Origin of the sequence: Microbispora sp. GKU 823 (assembly GCF_002027145.1) — a bacterium.
In the GTDB taxonomy this organism is placed as follows: Bacteria; Actinomycetota; Actinomycetes; order Streptosporangiales; family Streptosporangiaceae; genus Microbispora; species Microbispora siamensis.
The window spans coordinates 92,789-109,690 of record NZ_MWJN01000003.1; the positions used below are offsets into that span (position 1 = coordinate 92,789).

The following is a 16,902-nucleotide window of genomic DNA, read 5'->3' on the forward strand; positions in this document are numbered from 1 at the left end:
CTCCTGAACTGTGTGGGAAGGCCGCTCACAGCGCGGCGGGGTAGTAGATGAGGGACGGGTCGAGGCCGCTGGCGACCACGGCGGCCGCGTTGCGGAACAGCCGGAGGTTCGCCCGGTTCCGCGGGGCGAGGCCGGGGTTGCCGTCCTCCCGCAGGTGGGACTGGGCCGCCGCGTCCTCCCACCGGCCGGCGTTCGCGGCGGCGTTGAAGCCCGGCCAGCGGGTGGGGAAGAACGAGCCTGTCCAGGCGATGCTGTGCGCCCCTAGCCGGGCGTCGGCGGGCCAGTCCGCCCATCCGGGGAAGAAGGCCGAAAGCCGGGCCTCGTTGACGTCGAACCGCTCGCGGACGAGCTCGTCGATCGCGGCGTCGGGCAGCTCCAGGGTGTGGATGGCCTTCGCCGCGAGGTGGCCCTTCTTCGCGAGGTCGGGCGCGTCCTTGATCCGGTGCCACTCGGCCACGATCTCCGCGCGGGTGGCGGGCGTCCCGGTGTCCTTGTGCACGAACGGCAGGGCGGCCGCCTCCTCTGGGGAGTCGACGAGGTTGCCGACGCCCGTGGTGACCAGGCCCTTGACGTCCTGGTACAGGTAGGGGAGCCGGCCCTCCAAGGGGGCGCTGAACTCGGGGAAGAAGTCCCTGACCGAGCGCGCCGAGCCGGTCGGCCCGCCCGGTGCGGGAGGCTCGGGAACGTCCTCGGCCAGCGGCCCGATCGGCAGCCCCGGCCAGTCCTCGATGGGCCGGGGGAAGCCCTCGGCCACGGAGCCGTCGTCCGGGTCGAGCCTCGCGTACTCGTTCCCGGAGAAGATGTACGGGTTGCCGCTGGGCCACCACAACGCCGTCTCGATCCGCGGGAACGCTCCAGGCCAGTCGTCGGCGACCGACTTGGTCTCCGGGTCGATCCGGCCGGTTGTGCCGTCGAACTCCTGGTACTCCTCTCCGGAGAAGAAGTAGGCGTTGCCGCTGCCCCAAAGGATCGCGGCGTCGATGCCGGACTCGAACAGCCCGGGCCACATCTCGGCGATCGGCCGCGGGCCGTCCAGCACGATCCCGTTCTCGAGGTCGTACGACAGGCACTGGTCGCCGCGGAAGAAGAAGACCGAGCCGTCACTCCACGGCAGGGCGGCGTCGATGTCCGCCTCGAACAGGCCGGGCCACTGGTCGGAGATCGCCAGCGGGTAGCCCTCGTCGGCGCCGTCGGCCTCGACGTCGTACCGGATGTAGCGCTCGCCGGTGAAGAAGTACGCCTTCGCCCCGGACGGGGCGACGAACCCGCAGAGCTTGTCCACGGCCGTCACCCCCCGGCCCGAGGCGCGGGCTCGCCCGACACCGTGCCGACGTGGCGGAACCCGCGCGACTCGACCAGCGTGCCGCCGGCCGCCTCGATCCGCTCGACCGTCCGGGGCCGCAGCCGCAGCTCGGCGAAGTCGCCCGTCGCGGCGACGAGGTACTCGACCCGGCCGTGGACGGCCTCGTCGTCGCGGGTCCAGATCGCGCCGGACACCGCGCTGAACCGGGACGGCACGGTGACCTCCTCCTCGATCGCGGCCGCCAACTCCTTCTCGAAGGTCTCCTGGATCATCCGCAGCGGGAGGTGGACGGCGGCCATCACCAGCGAGTGGCCGTCCCGCGTCCGCAGCACGTCAAGCGCCGTCTCGTCGTCCGGAGCCGCGCCGGCGACGAGCCGGAAGCGCGGCTCCTTGGTGTCCGCGCCGAGCCGGGCGATCCGGGGGCGCATGCCGAAGAACCGGGTGTCGCTCACCAGGATCGAGTTCACGATGCAGCGGTACGCCGGCGGGAACCCGTAGCCGGCCTCGCGGTACAGGCTGCGCGTGAACAGCGTGCCGGGCGGGTGCGGCAGGTCGCCCGCGCCCGGCATGACGTCGCCGGTCATGGCCTCCTCGAAGACGGAGTCCACCGTCGAGGGGTGCAGCCGGATGTCGCAGAAGGTGAGGTTGCGCATGCTCAGACCGCCGTTCCGGTGACGCCGATCTGCATGTGGATGTGGTTCTTGTGGGCCTCTCGGCCGTGCGGCGTCCCCGGGGCGGTGGCCGGGTGGTCGGGGTGCATGATGAAGCTGCGCTCGCCGATGGACGTGGGCGTGTCCAGCCCATCGGGGCCGTCGGTGCGGTCCTGCCACTCCGAGGCGACGAACTCGTACACGGCGCGCCAGAAGTCGCGCGTGAACGGGTCGGCCTCCTCGTCGTCGAGCCGGTAGGACGTGTCGGACCCGGTCCCGGGCGGCCAGTTCCCGCCGGGGGTGGCGGCGGTCGACACGGTCCCCCAGTCGTCGTTGACGGTGAGCGTCCACTCCTCGCCGTCCTCGGCGACCGCCTTGACGCCGACGAAGTCGACCGCGCGGCCCTGGCCGTGGCAGTCGGTGCGCGGGCGGCCCTGGCTGTCGACGCCGCCGCCGGAGATGCCGAGGTGGTACAGCTCGACGACGTTGTAGGTGTCCTTCAGCCACTGGCACAGCCGCACCAGGGCGAGCGCGTTGCGGGGGTCCAGCCGGTCGGGCGCCGCCGGGTGGCCGGGCTGCCCGAACGTCACCGTGCCCGACGCCAGGTAGCGGACGACGACTCCGGCGACGTTGCCGTCCTGGGGCTGCTCGCCGTCCCAGCCGTCCAGGCTCACCCCGTCCGGGCCGCCCTCCCCCTCCAGCCGGAGCACGTCGCTCGACTGCAGGTCGAGCAGCTCGGCGTAGGCGTCTTCCTTGCTCATCGCGCGTGCGGGATCGCTCACGATCCTGGTCCTTCCGGTGCGGTACGTCACCGCTGACGCGGTGGTCTGTCGCAGGACGGATGGCGCGGGGGGACCGGTGATACAGCGAATCTCCGCGAATTTTCCGGCGGCCGCGGCCGGTCTACGGCCGGGGCGCGGTCGCCTACGGCCGGGCGTCGATCCAGCCGGTGATGACGGAGGCCCCGGCGGACGTGCGGACGTGCAGCCGGAAGCGCCGGGCCGGGACCGGCTCGATCACGAACCAGCCGACCTCGTCGACCGGGACCTCCCGGACGGGGCCGTCGTCGTCGCGTACGAGGACCGCACCGGACTGCGCGGGCACCAGTTGCCCGCGCACCGCGTCGGGATGGATCTCGGCCTCGATGGACAGCTCGCCGGCGGCGAAGCTCAGAACGCGCGGCCCCGAGCCGTCCGGCCGCGGCTCGTCGCGCAGGCCCGCCGGTTCCCGGGCCGGGAGCAGGGAGTCGAGCTGCAGCTCGGCCAGCTCGGCGTCCACGGTCCGCCACGCGAAGGCCGCCTTCCCGGCGCGCACGAAGGACTCGGGCACCCGGGCCTCGCGCACCGCGTGCCCCAGCTCCTCGAGCAGCCGGTCGTCGTCGTCCCACCAGCTCGGTGCGTCCGTCACGCCGTCGCCCCCGTCCACGTCGACCGCCTAGGCCGGCTGGAGAGCGGCCAGTGCCCGGCTCCTGCGCAGCCTATCCAGGCAGCGCCCGCGGCTGGGGCCGATCGCCCCCACCGGGACGCCGAGCGCGGCGCTGATCTCGGCGTAGGAGGCCGGCGGTTCGGCGAACAGCATGCTCAGCAGCTCCCGGCACCGGGCCGGCAGCTCGGCGAAGGCCGTGCGCAGGGCGTGCCGCCGCTCCGCCACCAGTATCTCGCCGTCCACGCCGTCCTCCTCCCCGCGGGCGCCCGGCTCGGGGCCGTCCACCGGAACCTGCCGCTTACGGGCGCGCAGCAGTTGCAGGCACTGTCGCTGGGTGGTGCGGACGAGCCAGCCGGGAAGGGCGGCCGGCTCGTGCAGCGTGTCGAGGCGCTCCACCAGCCGCAGCCAGACGCCGCCGGCGACGTCGTCCGCGTCGCTGCCGGTCACGCGGTATCGGCCGCACACCCCCCAGACCAGCGGCGCGTACCGCTCGACTATCGCGTCCCACGCCGCGGCGTCGCCCTCGCGCGCCCGGAGCACGAGGTCGACGACGACCGGATCGTCGCGCATGACCCGTCAGCCCTCGAGCGGGTACGGCCGGACCTCGGCGGCCTCGGCCAGGAGCTTGTCCAGCGCCTGCCGGGGCGTCACCGAGCCCGGGACCGTGCGGGCGGCGACCGCGCCGGTGACGAGGGCGGCCGAGAAGGAGGTGCCGCTCCACCGGGCGTGGCCCTGGAAGGTCTGGCGGCGGCCGTCGATGTCGACCTCTCCCGTGAGGTACGAGCCAACGACCCCCTCCCCGGGCGCCAGGCACGCCACCCACGGGAGGTCCGGGCTCCAGCCGGGCATGACCGGGTGCCCGTCCACCGTGCCGTACGCGCCGACCGCGACGACGGGTGGGACGGCGGCCGGCCAGCAGGCCGAGCGCCGGCTGCGTCCGGAGCTGAGGTGGGGGAGCGCGCCGTGGTTGCCCGCGGCGGCCACGACCAGCACCCGCGGGGCGAGCCGCTCGATCGCGCGGGCGATGACCAGCGGCGGCCCCCCGGACAGCGTGAAGCAGCCGAGGGAGAGGTTGAGGATGTCCGGCTGGAAGGCGGCCGCCAGCCGCAGCATGGCCCGGGCCGTGTCCCAGGAGTCGGCCGGCCCGTGCCGGGGTCGAGGACCCCCTCGACGGAGAGCTCCGCGGCCGGCGCCTCCCGCTGGATGAGGCTGCGCACGAACGCGGAGTGCCCCGAGCGGTACGGAAGCGGATGCTCCGCCGTACCCGGTTCCGTGGACGCGAGCGGGGTGTCGACGACGCCGACCCGCACGCCGCGCCCGGCGTCCTCGTGGCCGGCGAGCGACTGCGGCACGTCGGCGGGGCCGGCGGGCTCCGGCTGCCCGCCGTCCATCGGCTTGTGTCCCAGCACGTCGAACTCGCCCAGGGACATGGGCTTGTGCCCGAGGGCGGAGAACTCGCCGCTCACCAGGTGCATGGGCTTGTGGCCGCTCGCCAGGACCGCGCCGTCCGGCAGGGACATGGGTTTGTGGCCGTCCCCGATGACCGCGTCCACGACCCGGTTCTTGCCGATCCTCGGCACCCAGCCGCCGCGGTCGGCGGCCGCCTTCTCCCGCAGCAGGGCGAGGAGCTCGCCGACCTCGACGGGATCGTCGTCGGCGTCCTTGAGGTCGCGCAGGCGGGCCAGCCCGAGGAGCTCGTCCCGGTCGTCGGGGGCGAGGGCGGCGTGCACGACGCCGAAGTCGTTCAGCATGCGCTCGACGACCTCCAGGTGCAGGAGGTCGACGATGAGTTGGTCCGGTTGGTGCGATGTGGTGCCCGCGTCGACTGGCATCTGGATAGTGTCCTTCCCGGGGTCATGACTTGTCCGGAACGCGAACTTCCTCAGACGGAGCCACGAGGGCCTGGCCGTGATACATCCAACGCAGGAAACGCCGCCGGGCGCAAGGGCCCACGGGAACGCTCCAGCACCCGCTCCCGCCGTTCCCGCCGACGGCGGCAGCGGCGGCCCGCCGCGCGTGGACGGGTCGCCGGAGCCGGCGGATGAGCCGCTCGCCGAGGCCGAGGCGGCGCTGGCCGCGGTCGACCGCGACCCGGTCTCGGGCCTGCCGACGGCCGAGAGGCAGCCCGGCGGCGCGCCCGTGCGGGCCACGCCGTGGCGGCGTCCCACGGCCGAACGCGCCTGGGGCCACGCGCTCCTGCACGTGGGCGAGCTCGACAACGCCGTCAGGCACCTGAGCCGCGCCGCCGCCTGGGGTGTGCGGGCCGGCCGCGCCGACCTGGCCGCCGAGGCGCGGTACAAGCTCGCCTTCGCGGTCCTGCAACGGGGCAGGCCGCAGGCCGCGCTGCGCGAGATCGACGCCGCCCTGCCGGATCTGACCGGCATGGCGGCCGCCCGCGCCCGCGCGCAGCGCGCGATCGTGCTGCACGTGATCGGCCGCCTCGACGAGTCGCTCGCCGAGTTCGAGGTGGCGCTGCAGGTGCTGCGCCGGCACGCCGACCTGCTCGGCGTGCAGCGGATGCTGATCAACCGGGCCCTCGTCCACTCCGACCGGCACGCCTTTTCCGCGGCAGAACGCGACCTGCTGGAGGCGGAGACGCTGGCGCGCGAGCTCGGCCGCCCGCTCACGATCGGCCTGATCGCCAACAACCTCGGTCTCATGGAGACGCTGCGGGGCGACGTACCGGCCGCGCTGCGCCACCTCGACCGGGCCGAGCGCATCATCGGCGCGCACGGCGCTCAGCTGGGCACGCTGCACCAGGACCGGGCCGAGCTGCTGCTGTCGGTGGGGCTCACGGCCGAGGCGAAGGCGGCCGCCGCCCGCGCGGTGGACGCCTACCGCCGCGAGCGCCGCTCGCTCAAGGTGCCCGAGGTGCAGGTGCTGCTCGCGACAGGCCGAGATCCTGTCCGGCGATCCGGCCGCCGCGCTGGGCCACGCCCGTGCGGCGCTGCGCCGTTTCCGCGCCCAGGGGCGGCGGGAGTGGGCGGAACTGGCCCGGCTGTCCGCCCTGTCCGCCCAGCGCGCCGCCGGCCGCCGGCCGCGCCTCCCGGCGGCGGTCATCGACGTCATGGTCGCGACCCTGGACGCGGCGGGATGGCCCGCGGCGGCGCTGGACGCCGCGATCGTGGCCGCCCAGGTGACCGCCGAGCGCCGCGTCCGGCGGGGTGAAGAAGGGTCCGGCCGCTCCGGAGACGCCGGTGACGCGCGGGCGGGAGCGGAGCCCGCCGCAGAGGGGCGTTCCCGGACGGCGGATGTGGCCGCCGGCTACCTGAGCCGGGCCGCGGCGGCGTCCCGGTCCCGGGGACCGGCGCTCGTCCGGGCGCGCGGCTGGTACGCGCGGGCGCTTCAACGGCGCGCCGAGGGGGACGCGCGCGGCGTGCTCGCCGCCGTACGGACGGGCCTGCGGGTCCTGGACGAGCACGCCTCAGCGATGGGGGCCACCGACCTGCGGGTACACGCGGCGGCGCACCGGGCCGACCTGGTGGCGCTGGGACTGGAGGTGGCCTTCGAGGCCGGCCGCCCCGACGGCCTCCTCGAGTGGTCGAGCGCGCCCGGGCCAGCCGTCTGCCGGCCGCGCCGGTCCGTCCGCCCGACGACCCGGTGCTGACCGCGCTGCTGGCCCGGCTGCGCTCCGTCACGAGGGACCTGGCCGGTCAGGCGGCGGCGCCCGCACCGCTGCTCGCCCGGCAGGCGGACCTGGAACGGCGCATCCGCGACCACAGCCGCCGGCTCGCCGGCACTCCCGGCGACGCACCCGCGGCCCCGGTAACGCCCCGGGACCTCGCCGCCTCGCTCGGTTCGTGGGCGCTGGTCGAGTACGTCCGCAGGGGCGCCGACCTGCACGTGCTCACCGTGGTGGACGGCCGCGTGGGCGTCCGGCGCCTCGGAGCGACGGCCGAGGCGGCTGACCTGATCGAGCGGCTGACGTTCGCCGTGCGGCGCGGCGCGCGCCCGGACGCCCGGCCCGAGCTGCTGGCCGCGTCCGCCGCGCTGCTGGACGCCGCGGCCGCCCGGCTCGACGCCCTGCTGCTCGGGCCGCTGGCCGAGATCGGCGACCGCCCGCTCGTCGTGGTGCCCACAGGACCGCTGCACAGCCTGCCCTGTCGGTCCCTCCTGCCGTCCTGCGCGGACGGCCCGTGACCGTCGCGCCGTCCGCGACGCTGTGGCACCTCGCCCGGACCCGCCTCGCGTCGGCGGACGGAACGGACGGTGACGGCAGGGGCGTCGAGGCCGGGGGACGGGTGGTCGCGGTGGCGGGCCCGCGGCTGCCGGCCGCGGGGCCCGAGGCGGCGGCGGTCGGCGCGATCCACGACGGCACCGTGCTCGCCGGGGCCGCGGCGTCGGTCGAGGCGGTCTCGGCCGCCCTGTCGCGGGCCGGGCTCGCGCATCTCGCCGCGCACGGCCACCTGTCGGCGGAGAACCCGCTGTTCTCCGGCATCGCCCTCGCCGACGGGCCGCTGATGGCCTACGACGTGGAACGGCTGCCGCGGGTGCCGCACACGCTGGTGCTCGCGGCCTGCGACAGCGGTCGTTCCGTGGTCCGCACCGGCGACGAGCTGATGGGCCTCGCCGTGGCGTTCCTCGCCCGCGGCACGTCCCAGCTCGTCGCCTCGGTGCTGCCGATCCCCGACGCGGCGACGACCCCCGTCATGGTGGCCTTCCACGAACGGCTGGCCGCCGGGCGCCCGCCCGCCGCCGCCCTCGCCGAGGCCCAGCGGGCCGTCCGGGGCGATGACCCGCGGACGGCCGCCGCGGCGGCCGGCTTCGTGTGCATCGGCGCCGGTGCCGTCCCGGTCTTCGGCCGCGATCCGGGCCGTGATCGGGCCGCCGCCGGCGCCGGCTGACGAGGCGGTGGTCGCCTCGCCGACGCGTGCCCCGCCGCCGGCAGCTCGTTCAGGTCCGGGTCAGCCCTGCCCCTGCGGGACGTTCAGGGGGAAGCTGCCGGGGGGCCGTGTCGGTCCACGCCGAGGTGTACGACCGGAGGTAGCTGGCGAGGAACGGCGAGACGTCGCCCTGCGCCGGGGTGTCGAACCGGACGTTGTCGAGCGCCAACGAGAGCGAGGCCGAGCTCACCGTGATCGTCTGGTTCGACGGGGTGTCCGACCACGACCGGGTCGTGTTGGTGCCGATGCCGACGACGAGCTGGTGGCCCTGCGCCAGGGTCCACTCCGTCGACTTGAGGTCGAACTCGACCGTGCCGGTCCTGACGAGCGACATCTGCTCGTCGAACATCACGGCCGTCCCGTCGGGGGCCACGTCCCACATCCGGACCAGGACGTTGCCCTCGCCCTCCGCGGTGAAGGACACGCGCGGCGTGCCGGTGACCCGGACATCGCTGTTGACCGGCTTGGACCACGAGTAGAAGCCCTTGCCGTCGTCGGTCGTGCGCGGCTTCGGGCCGTAGCCCTGGTCCTGCGGTCCCGTGGGCAGGTCAGGCGCGTGCTCCATGTCCCACACGCCGGCATCCTCGGCCGTCTGTGGCGCGGCGGTCCGCGCGCGGCCGTTGTCGACGTAGCTGCCGGGCTGGAGGCGAACCGTCGTCTCACGCTTCGTCACCGGCCACGAGTCCTGGGCGCGCCACACGCCGTCGCTGCCCTCGACGAGGAAGTCCGGATCCTCGACGGACGGGACGATGCCCTTCAGGTGCAGGTCGTAGAAGCGCATGACCTCGTCGAACCAGCCGGCGCGGCCCATGAGGAGCCTGCCCTGGCTGTCGGTCTCGTTGCCGCGGACGTGCTCCCACTGCCCGAGCCAGCCCCGCGTCGGGCCGGCGTGGTTCGTCAGGTACCGCTGGATGTCCTCGGGCTTGGTGTTGTTCTCGATGAAGCCCTGCGTGACGAAGAGCGGCACCTGCGATCCCTTCGCCATCGCGGCGAGGTCACGGGCCTTCCAGTAGCCGGAGGTGCGGTCCGGGTCCTGGGTGTCCTTGAGGTTGTTCGCGAGGCACTCGGGGTGGGTCTTCTCGTAGTCGGCGTTCTGCCGGTAGTGGTCCGAGTCGTCCTTCATGCCGGGCAGGCTCGCGATGCCGTTGTAGGCCCGCGGGGTGCCGAGGTAGTTCGGGCGCCGGACACCGTTGCTGAAGAGGTAGTTGTACATGTCCCACAGCGGCTCCGAGGCGACGACGGCCGCGAGCCCCGGGCGGCCCTGGTTCGCGCCGACGAGGCCGGTCACCGCGTCGTACGACTTGCCGTACATCCCGACCTTGCCGGTCGACCACGGCTGACTCGCCGCCCAGTCGACCGCGGCCCGGATGTCGGCCTGCTCGCCGGGGCCGACCCAGTCGAGGCAGCCGGTCGAGCCGCCGAAGCCGCGCAGGTCGACCATGACGACGGTGTACCCGCGCGCCATCAGGTCGGCGCCCTCGATGAGGTCGTTGAAGCGCTCGGACGGGCCGGTTCCCGTGAAGCCGTCGTTGCCGGTCTGCCCGATGTGGCCGAAGTACGGGCCGACGGACAGGATGACCGGCGTCTTCGCGTCCGAGGGCAGGTGGGCGGGTCTCAGGACGTCGGCGTGCAGCTCGACTTCGCTGCCGTCCGAGGACGGGAAGTACTGCTCGGTCCACAGCGCTCCGGCGGGGACCCGCACGTTCTCCTCGTGGGAGACGGCGTGGCCCGGTGACGGGATCGTGGCGGCCTGTGCCGGGGTGGACATGGCAAGGGGGGCCAGGCCACCGCACAGGAGCGCCGCCGAGGCGAGCACGGGGACAGTACGTTTGTGACGCACGTGGGTTCCTATCGTGGGGGGCGTCGACGTCGGCTCTGACGTCACCTCGACGCTATGGGTGGCCCCGCGGCCTCGCATCCTGCAGATGTCGGAAATTCAGCTCTGCGCACTTCGATGGATGCAGTATCAGAGGACCGCCCCGTGCCTACGAGTCGATGTCGTCCTGCTCGCCGGGCAAGACGACGATGTGGGTGCTCGCAACCCGCTGTGCGACGCGAGCGAGATCCGCTGGAAGGCCATGGACGCCACCAACGGCCACTGGCGGGCTGAGCGGCCGGTCCGCCGGTGAACCTTTCATCCTCATCTTGCTGGTCGGGCATCGGCATCACGGCCGCCTGGTCTGGACCTCACCTGCGGGCGACCGCTACTCACGATCAAAAGGGCTCAGTGCGGATGTCACACTAAAGCCGGATCTTCGCTCTTTGATGTCGTCCATAGCGTCATCAGACCGGAGAACGGGGATCGACTCATGCTGACTCGCAGGGATTCGCTGCGCCTGCTCGCGGGCGCCGTCGTGGGAGCCGCCGCATCGCCCGCCCGCTCGGCGATCGCGGCCGACACTCCTCCCGCCTGGACGGTCACCGGCTCGAGTTCGCCGTCGCTACAGCCCTTCGACGACCTGCTGAAAAGCTTCATGGAGGCGCGGAGCATCTCGTACGCCTCGCTCGCCGTGGTGCGACAGGGCAGGCTGGTGCTCGCGCGGGGATACAACTCCACGTCGGGCCCGGTCCTGGCCCAGCCGACGTCGTTGTTCCGCCTGGCCAGCCTGAGCAAGCCGGTCACGGCCACCGCGATCATGAAGCTTGTCCAGGACGCAGGCTCAGCCTGTCGGCCACGGTGGCGCCGATGCTGGGGCTCAGCACGGCCGTCGACTCCAGACTCGGTGACGTCACCGTGCTCCACCTGCTGCAGCACCTCGGCGGCTGGGACCGCTCCGTATCGTTCGACCCGATGTACCAGTGGGACTTCAATATCAGCAACCAGCTCCAGGTGCCGCTGCCGGTGACACAGGCGAACATCATGGACTACACGTCGAGGTACAAGCTCGACTTCAAGCCCGGAGACAGGTACGCCTACTCGAACTATGGTTACATGCTGCTCGGCAAGGTCATCGAGAAGGTCACCGGCCTGCCGTACGCGACCTACGTCCAGCAGAACGTGCTCGCCCCGGTGAAGATCACCCGCATGACGCAGGGCCGCACGGCGCAGAGCCTGCGGCGGCCCTCGGAGATCCCCTACTACTCGCAGTACAGCGGGACGACCGTGCTGGACAACTCCGGGGCTCAGGTGCCGATGCCGTACGGGACGTTCAACCTCGAGAACATGGCCGCGCACGGTGCCTGGCTCTCCTCGGCCGTCGACATGGCGAAGTTCACCACGATCTTCGACGCGCCCGGCCTGCTCACCTCGTCGACGATCGCGCAGGTGTTCGCCCAGCCCGCCGTCGACTGGAACGGCTCGTACTACGGCATGGGCTGGTCTGTCCGCCCCGTCAGCGGCGGCCTGAACACCTGGCACGACGGGGCGTACCCCGGCACCTCCACCCTCATGGTCCGGCGGTATGACGGGCTGAGCTGGGTCGTGCTCTTCAATCAGTGGAACGACGCCCTGGGCCGGAACTACACCGCTGACATCGACTACCCGTTGCACGTGGCGGCCGACAGCGTCACCTCCTGGCCGACCACGAACCTGTTCCCGTCCTACGGCCTGTGACCCTCGCCTGATCAGACCCTGCACGCTCCCGCGCCGATCGCCGTCTGCGCGAAGATCGGGGTGCGCGAACACCCCGGAACCGGCGGGGGCGGTTCCGGGGCGGGCGGTCGTTCCGGGATCGGCCTCCGGGATCAGGTCGCGAGCGCGGTGCGGCGGCCGCGGCGGGCCACTTCGCGCTCCAGGTACCACTCCACGGCCAGCAGCGGGATCGTCCAGCCGAGCCAGCCGGACAGACCGGAGATCGTCCACGCCATCAGGTCGGGGTCGCCGTGGAAGACGGTGTCCTGCAGCGGGGGCAGGGCGGTGATCAGGATCCCGGTCCACAACCGGTTGGTGATGATGGAGTAGGTCAGCACGGCGCTGCGCAGCATCCAGCGCCGGTGGTCGGCATATCGGCGGGCGCGGGCGGCGCGCCAGCCGGTCACGGTGAAGGCGAGCCACAGCAAGGCGAGGAGCACGTCGCTGACCGCGAGGAACGGCCCGAACGGGGTGCGCGCCCCGATGACCAGGCCGGTCAGCCCGGCCGGCAGCACCCCGGCGAACACGTAGACCCGCCCCGCGCGCCGGTGCCACACCGGGTGCCGCCGGCGGAACCACGGCCACACCTGGAAGAACGCGGTGACCATGGCGACCGAGGCGAACAGCACGTGCGCCACGAGCAGCGGGTAGTGCAGGGCGAACCCCTCTGGTTGCGGCACCCGGGACAGCGACGGGTTCCCGGTCAGGTACGGCGGCAGCGAGAAGGCGAGGAACCCGGCCGTGACCAGGCCGAGCGGCACCGTCCAGCGGCGCCGCCACCACGGACGCCGGCGGGCCGATACCGGCGGAGGACTGTCGATCGTCGTGTGCATGACGGCTCCAGGGGGACGGTCGGAGAGATGCGTATGCCATACGCTTAATGCGTACCATATACGCAACGCGTAGGTCATACGCAAACTGGTAAGCTTCCTGGAATGCCGGACGACATCGCAGACGAGCTGCCGCACGCGCTGAACGTGCTGTGGGGGCGGGCCAAGCCGAAGGGGCGGGGACGCACGCCCGCGCTCAGCCTGGAACGGATCGTGGCGGCGGCCATCACCCTCGCCGACGAGGAGGGCCTGGCCGCGCTGTCCATGGCCCGGCTCGCCGAACGGCTCGGCTGCGCGCCCATGTCGCTGTACCGGCACGTGACCGGCAAGGACGACCTGCAGCTGTTCATGCTGGACGCCGCGCCCGGCCCCCCGCCGGAGTTCGGCACGGCGCCGGCCGACTGGCGCGGCGCACTCACCCGGTGGGCCGTCGAGCTGTTCGGCGTCTACCTGCGGCATCCGTGGATCGTCCAGCTGGTGAGCTCTCCGCCGGTTGACCCCGGCCAGCTCGCCTGGCTGGACGCCGCGCTGCGCACTCTCGGCGGCACACCCCTGGACTGGCGGGCCCGGTTCTCGGTGGTCATGCTGGTGCTGCACTACGTGCGCGGCGCGGCCCAGCTCGTGACGTCCGTGACCGCCGAACCAGAGGAAGGGGCCGACGGGGCGTACGCCGCACTGCTCACCGAGTTCGCCGACCCCGGCCGGTTCCCGGCGCTGGCCCGCGCCGTCGAGGCCGGGGTGTTCGCCCCCCACGCGGGGCCCGGTCCGGACGACGACTTCCGCGTCGGGCTGGACCACCTGCTCGACGGGGTGGGAGTGGCGATCGAACGCGCCGCCCGGACCTGAGCCGGATCAACCGGCCGGCGCGGCGCCACAGGAGGCGCGGACCTTCAGCCCGGGCAGCGGGTCGACAGCGGAGCCGGGCCACCCTATCGATCAAACAGGGTGGCGAGGAAGTCCTGCGTCCTGGCGTCGACGGAGTAGACAGCCGTGCCGATCATGCCGCGGGTCAGCAGCACCTTGTAGGTGTTGCGGATCAGCCGGTCGGCCTGTTCGTCCGTGACGGACTTCTTCAGCAGCGCGGGGTCCTTGCTGGCGGCGCGTACCGTGATCAGACGGCCGTCCCGATAGACGAGGTCGGGGCCGAAGACGACGCCGTTCCAGTCGTACTCGAAGCCCTGGGCGGTGTACACGCAGCCGACCTGCTCGAAGCCGCCCGGCATCGTGGCCCACAGCGCGCTGGGAGGGGCGTCGCCGACGGCGCGGTCGCCCTTGACGTTCCACGGCTTGAACCAGCCGCCGATCCGCACGTCGGAGACGAGGCGGTCGCCGTCCGGGTCGCTCCATCGCCAGCAGAAGCCGGCCGTCATCCGTGCCGAGTAACCGTCGTTCAGCTTCCCCCGCAGCAGCCCCTCCAACTCGTACGGCGAGTCGGCGAGCGTGACCTCGAAGTGGGGGTCGCCGGTCCACGGCTCGGGATCCTCACCGTTCAGGCCGAGCAGTCGCAGCACCCATTCCTCGTACGCGCGGCTGCCGCCGCAGCGGAACTGGGCGTCCAGATCCACCTGCTGTACGGCCAGACCGCGGGCCTGTGCGTGCGCCCTGATGTCGGCGACGGTCCCGGTCTCGCCCGGCCGCACCACCTGGTGTTCGTCCAGGAGGAAGACGGGGACGCGGGCGGCGCTCATCAGCTCGTCGAGCTGGGAACGCCCCGTCCGGTCGGTGGCCTTCGTGAAGCGGTTGGCCGAGGTCTCGCGGATCCGGTGGGCCTCGTCGCAGATCAGCACGTCGAGGTCGTTGGGCTTGGCGGCCATGAAGTTGTTGAAGTACTTGAACATCGCCTTCGTGCGCGTGGATCCCCTGGCCACGTGGCGGCGCATGGTCTCGGTGAAGGACCGCGATCCGGTGGCGTGGTGTGCCGGATAGCCGCGCTCTGCGAGTTCGCCGAGCAGCGACAGGGCGATGACGCTCTTGCCCGAGCCGGGACCGCCGGTGACGATGACGACTTCCTTGGAGTCGGACGCCCTGGCCTTCTCCACCGCGTGCAGCACGATCTCGTACGCCAGGCGTTGCTGGTCCAGCAGGACGAACTGGTCCCGATGCTTGATCTCGGCCGCGGCCACCTTCAGCAGTTGCTTGGACGGCCGGATCGCCGACGCCAGCAGCCTGTCGGCGGCGTGCGCACCGGGTTCGGGCGCGAACTGCGCACGCAGGTAGTCGATGAACTGGCCACGACGGCTCTGGCTGAACAGACGGGTCCGCTCGTCGTCCACGCGGTCGTAGAGGTCGTGGATGTCCAGGTCGTTCGCGTTGTGCAGGTAGGCGACCCCGCGTACGGCGTGACGGCGGTCCTCCAGGGCGCCGACGAAGTCGGCGAGGTAGTCGCAGTAGCCGTGCACCTGCACGACCGGGTGAAGTTTGGGGTGGTCGCCCATGCCGGGGACGAGAACGAGGTCGGCGTCGTCCTCGTACAGCTCGGCGTGGCTCCACTGCTTGAGCTCCACGACGACGTACGCGTCGTCGCCGCTGTGCCGGTCCACGCCGGCGAGGATCACGTCGGCCCGCTTGCTGGTGAGCGGTAACTGGTATTCCAGCAGCATCTCGACGCCGCCGAGCCCGGCGTCGACGAGGTCACGGGCGAGCACGGGCAGGCTGCGATCCCAGGACCTTCGCTCGCTCCTGCCGGGGTTGACGCCCTGAGTGATGCGAAGCTGTTCGGCTATCACCTCGCTCAGCACCCTCTCCGGCACGGACGCGAGCTGAAGCAGACCTTCCGCGGAATGCCGGACAACGGCCACGGACCTACCCCCAGGCAGCACGAAAGACTCGTGCGGTGTGGGGGCGTGTCCGTTCTCGGGCGAGAGAACGGAAGCCCGTCGGGCCGCATCACCAGTACGTCCGGAAGATTACAACGATCCACCGACATGATCCCGGCGGAGCGTGCGTCTCGCGCCGTTCTGACCCGTGGCGGTTCAGCAGCCGGGGTACTTGTCCCGGTCGACGCGGCCGCCGGTGAGCTGGGTGGTGAGGTCGTTGGCGAGTTCGACGACGGTGTCCCTGCCCTCCAGCCGGGACACCCAGTGCCGGGGGAGGGCCTCGTCGCCGTACACGGTGCCGAGCAGGTTGCCGCAGAGGGAGCCGGTCGAGTCGCTGTCGCCGGAGTGGTTGACCGCGAGCAGCAGCGCCCGCTCGATGTCGTCGCCGCTCACCAGCGCGCAGTAGACCGCGATGGCGAGCGCCTCTTCGGCGACCCACCCGCCGCCGAGCGTCTCCAGCGTCTCGGGCGACGGCTCCGCCGTGCCGGCCAGGGAGACCGCCGCCTCGATCGCGGCGGTGGTCTCCTCGTGCGCGGGCCGTTCGGCGAGAAGGCCGAGAGTGTCGTGTACGGCCTTCGCGAGCGGCGCACCCTGGGCCAGGAAACAGACCAGCGCGGCGAAGGCCCCGGCCGCCAGATAACCGGTGGGGTGCCCGTGCGTGATCTGGGCACAGTCGGCCGCGAGCGTGAAGGCCGCCCGCGGGTCGCGGGTGGCCAGTCCGAACGGGGCGGAGCGCATGACGGTGCCGCAGCCCTTGGAACCGGGGTTGACCGGCCCGGGCAGGCCGGGGGCGGCGAGCGGGCCGAGGTCGGCGCGCAGGCCGGACAGACAGGCGTTGCCGGGTGCGCGACGGGAGTAGAGCCAGGTCTGCTCGCGCAGCCAACCGGTGCGGACGAGGTCGTCCGCGGGCGGCGGCACGCGGTGCTCCTGCGTGTCGAGCCAGCGCAGGTAGGCGTGGCGGACCACCTGCACCTCACCGCCGCCGATGCCTCTCTCCCTGACGCGTACGCCGGCGCGGATCAGCCCCTCGACGGTGAACAGCGTCATCTGGGTGTCGTCGGTGATCAGGCCGGTCTTGCCGCGCCAGTCGGGCGCGAGGTCGGTCAGGCCCGCCTTGCCGTGGTCGCGGCGGATGGTGGCGATCGAGTCGAACTCCACGGGCGCGCCGAGGGCGTCCCCTACGGCCCCGCCGAGCAGGCAGCCGCGCACCCGGGCCCCGAACGGAATCTCGCCCGTTTCGGCATTGCTCACGATGGTCCCCTTTCTGCCTCGAATGAACCGTAGCGGTCTTGTCGTGGGGCCGCCGATCGGATAGAAACGGCTCACCTCGAGTAGGAAACTTTCCGACCTACTCGGGCCGGACGCGAGGTGAGCGTGAGCGGGAACTACCTGGCCGGGCCGCAGGGCCTGCTCTGGTCGATCAA

18 protein-coding genes and 1 pseudogene are annotated in these 16,902 nt (G+C 72.7%); 9 read left to right on the plus strand and 10 right to left on the minus strand.

The window, feature by feature from the left end; all coding sequences use genetic code 11:
• Positions 1-25 precede the first annotated feature (25 nt).
• The 6 genes from B1L11_RS03235 to B1L11_RS03260 all read right to left on the minus strand — a co-directional run bounded on the left by B1L11_RS03235 (position 26) and on the right by B1L11_RS03260 (position 4,491).
• Complete coding sequence (locus B1L11_RS03235; RefSeq protein WP_143736858.1) at positions 26-1,282, minus strand: hemopexin repeat-containing protein; 1,257 nt, start codon at positions 1,280-1,282, stop codon at positions 26-28.
• A gap of 5 nt (positions 1,283-1,287) precedes the next feature.
• On the minus strand, positions 1,288-1,956 hold the full coding sequence (locus B1L11_RS03240) for a hypothetical protein (protein WP_079313030.1): 669 nt from the start codon (positions 1,954-1,956) through the stop codon (positions 1,288-1,290).
• A gap of 2 nt (positions 1,957-1,958) precedes the next feature.
• On the minus strand, positions 1,959-2,735 hold the full coding sequence (locus B1L11_RS03245) for a hypothetical protein (RefSeq protein WP_143736860.1): 777 nt from the start codon (positions 2,733-2,735) through the stop codon (positions 1,959-1,961).
• A 142-nt stretch (positions 2,736-2,877) separates the two neighbouring features.
• On the minus strand, positions 2,878-3,378 hold the full coding sequence (locus B1L11_RS03250) for a hypothetical protein (protein ID WP_079313034.1): 501 nt from the start codon (positions 3,376-3,378) through the stop codon (positions 2,878-2,880).
• Between the two features lie 9 nt (positions 3,379-3,387).
• Positions 3,388-3,948, minus strand: coding sequence for an RNA polymerase sigma factor (locus B1L11_RS03255; RefSeq protein WP_079313036.1), 561 nt, complete (start codon positions 3,946-3,948; stop codon positions 3,388-3,390).
• Positions 3,949-3,954: 6 nt separating this feature from the next.
• Positions 3,955-4,491 (minus strand): S8/S53 family peptidase, encoded by a 537-nt coding sequence (locus tag B1L11_RS03260; RefSeq protein ID WP_079313038.1) that lies wholly within the window; start codon positions 4,489-4,491, stop codon positions 3,955-3,957.
• Positions 4,492-4,628: 137 nt separating this feature from the next.
• Here B1L11_RS03260 and B1L11_RS03265 point away from each other — a divergent pair, with 137 nt between their 5' ends.
• The 5 genes from B1L11_RS03265 to B1L11_RS03285 are packed head-to-tail and all read left to right on the plus strand — an operon-like array spanning position 4,629 to position 8,222.
• Positions 4,629-5,423, plus strand: coding sequence for a hypothetical protein (locus tag B1L11_RS03265; RefSeq protein WP_079313040.1), 795 nt, complete (start codon positions 4,629-4,631; stop codon positions 5,421-5,423).
• Positions 5,395-6,546 carry a hypothetical protein gene (locus B1L11_RS03270; protein WP_079313042.1) on the plus strand — a complete coding sequence of 384 codons (1,152 nt, stop codon included), beginning with the start codon at positions 5,395-5,397 and terminating at the stop codon, positions 6,544-6,546. Before B1L11_RS03265 ends, B1L11_RS03270 begins: the two co-directional genes overlap by 29 nt.
• The gene (locus B1L11_RS03275; RefSeq protein WP_143736861.1) at positions 6,446-6,985 is read left to right on the plus strand and encodes a hypothetical protein; all 540 of its coding nucleotides are present in this window, start codon (positions 6,446-6,448) and stop codon (positions 6,983-6,985) included. The genes B1L11_RS03270 and B1L11_RS03275 overlap by 101 nt, the downstream gene beginning before the upstream one ends.
• Positions 6,916-7,518 carry a hypothetical protein gene (locus B1L11_RS03280; RefSeq protein ID WP_079313046.1) on the plus strand — a complete coding sequence of 201 codons (603 nt, stop codon included), beginning with the start codon at positions 6,916-6,918 and terminating at the stop codon, positions 7,516-7,518. Before B1L11_RS03275 ends, B1L11_RS03280 begins: the two co-directional genes overlap by 70 nt.
• Entirely contained in the window at positions 7,515-8,222 is a 708-nt protein-coding gene (locus tag B1L11_RS03285; protein WP_179154951.1) for a CHAT domain-containing protein, read from the plus strand. Before B1L11_RS03280 ends, B1L11_RS03285 begins: the two co-directional genes overlap by 4 nt.
• Positions 8,223-8,271: 49 nt before the next feature.
• On the opposite strand, the gene B1L11_RS03290 is transcribed toward B1L11_RS03285, so the two are convergent.
• Positions 8,272-10,101, minus strand: coding sequence for a CocE/NonD family hydrolase (locus tag B1L11_RS03290; protein WP_218670870.1), 1,830 nt, complete (start codon positions 10,099-10,101; stop codon positions 8,272-8,274).
• Positions 10,102-10,219: 118 nt separating this feature from the next.
• Here B1L11_RS03290 and B1L11_RS46435 point away from each other — a divergent pair, with 118 nt between their 5' ends.
• From B1L11_RS46435 to B1L11_RS44755, 3 genes and pseudogenes are all read left to right on the plus strand, one after another.
• Complete coding sequence (locus tag B1L11_RS46435; RefSeq protein WP_179154952.1) at positions 10,220-10,390, plus strand: hypothetical protein; 171 nt, start codon at positions 10,220-10,222, stop codon at positions 10,388-10,390.
• A gap of 345 nt (positions 10,391-10,735) precedes the next feature.
• Positions 10,736-10,855 (plus strand): annotated as a pseudogene (locus B1L11_RS54475) (hypothetical protein); the annotation flags it as partial.
• Positions 10,856-10,947: 92 nt separating this feature from the next.
• Positions 10,948-11,814, plus strand: a complete 867-nt coding sequence (locus tag B1L11_RS44755; protein ID WP_256862181.1) for a serine hydrolase — start codon at positions 10,948-10,950, stop codon at positions 11,812-11,814.
• 131 nt (positions 11,815-11,945) lie between these two features.
• On the opposite strand, the gene B1L11_RS03305 is transcribed toward B1L11_RS44755, so the two are convergent.
• On the minus strand, positions 11,946-12,665 hold the full coding sequence (locus B1L11_RS03305; protein WP_079313054.1) for a DUF2306 domain-containing protein: 720 nt from the start codon (positions 12,663-12,665) through the stop codon (positions 11,946-11,948).
• Positions 12,666-12,767: 102 nt separating this feature from the next.
• Here B1L11_RS03305 and B1L11_RS03310 point away from each other — a divergent pair, with 102 nt between their 5' ends.
• Positions 12,768-13,508, plus strand: coding sequence for a TetR/AcrR family transcriptional regulator (locus tag B1L11_RS03310; RefSeq protein ID WP_079313056.1), 741 nt, complete (start codon positions 12,768-12,770; stop codon positions 13,506-13,508).
• Positions 13,509-13,591: 83 nt separating this feature from the next.
• Here B1L11_RS03310 and B1L11_RS03315 read toward each other — a convergent pair whose 3' ends face one another.
• Together B1L11_RS03315 and B1L11_RS54480 are read right to left on the minus strand one after the other, a co-directional pair.
• Positions 13,592-15,412, minus strand: a complete 1,821-nt coding sequence (locus tag B1L11_RS03315) for a DUF2075 domain-containing protein (protein ID WP_256862182.1) — start codon at positions 15,410-15,412, stop codon at positions 13,592-13,594.
• 222 nt (positions 15,413-15,634) lie between these two features.
• Complete coding sequence (locus B1L11_RS54480; RefSeq protein WP_372974642.1) at positions 15,635-16,804, minus strand: ADP-ribosylglycohydrolase family protein; 1,170 nt, start codon at positions 16,802-16,804, stop codon at positions 15,635-15,637.
• Positions 16,805-16,902: the final 98 nt, after the last annotated feature.

What these genes read in the sequence shown, in the direction of transcription:
- B1L11_RS03240 (WP_079313030.1), bottom strand. Translation starts at nt 1,956, where the DNA reads ATGCGCAACCTCACCTTCTGCGACATCCGGCTGCACCCCTCGACGGTG.
- B1L11_RS03255 (WP_079313036.1), bottom strand. Translation starts at nt 3,948, where the DNA reads ATGCGCGACGATCCGGTCGTCGTCGACCTCGTGCTCCGGGCGCGCGAG.
- B1L11_RS03260 (WP_079313038.1), bottom strand. Translation starts at nt 4,491, where the DNA reads ATGCTGCGGCTGGCGGCCGCCTTCCAGCCGGACATCCTCAACCTCTCC.
- B1L11_RS03265 (WP_079313040.1), top strand. Translation starts at nt 4,629, where the DNA reads ATGCTCCGCCGTACCCGGTTCCGTGGACGCGAGCGGGGTGTCGACGAC.
- B1L11_RS03275 (WP_143736861.1), top strand. Translation starts at nt 6,446, where the DNA reads ATGGTCGCGACCCTGGACGCGGCGGGATGGCCCGCGGCGGCGCTGGAC.
- B1L11_RS46435 (WP_179154952.1), top strand. Translation starts at nt 10,220, where the DNA reads ATGCAGTATCAGAGGACCGCCCCGTGCCTACGAGTCGATGTCGTCCTG.
- B1L11_RS44755 (WP_256862181.1), top strand. Translation starts at nt 10,948, where the DNA reads ATGCTGGGGCTCAGCACGGCCGTCGACTCCAGACTCGGTGACGTCACC.
- B1L11_RS03305 (WP_079313054.1), bottom strand. Translation starts at nt 12,665, where the DNA reads ATGCACACGACGATCGACAGTCCTCCGCCGGTATCGGCCCGCCGGCGT.
- B1L11_RS03310 (WP_079313056.1), top strand. Translation starts at nt 12,768, where the DNA reads ATGCCGGACGACATCGCAGACGAGCTGCCGCACGCGCTGAACGTGCTG.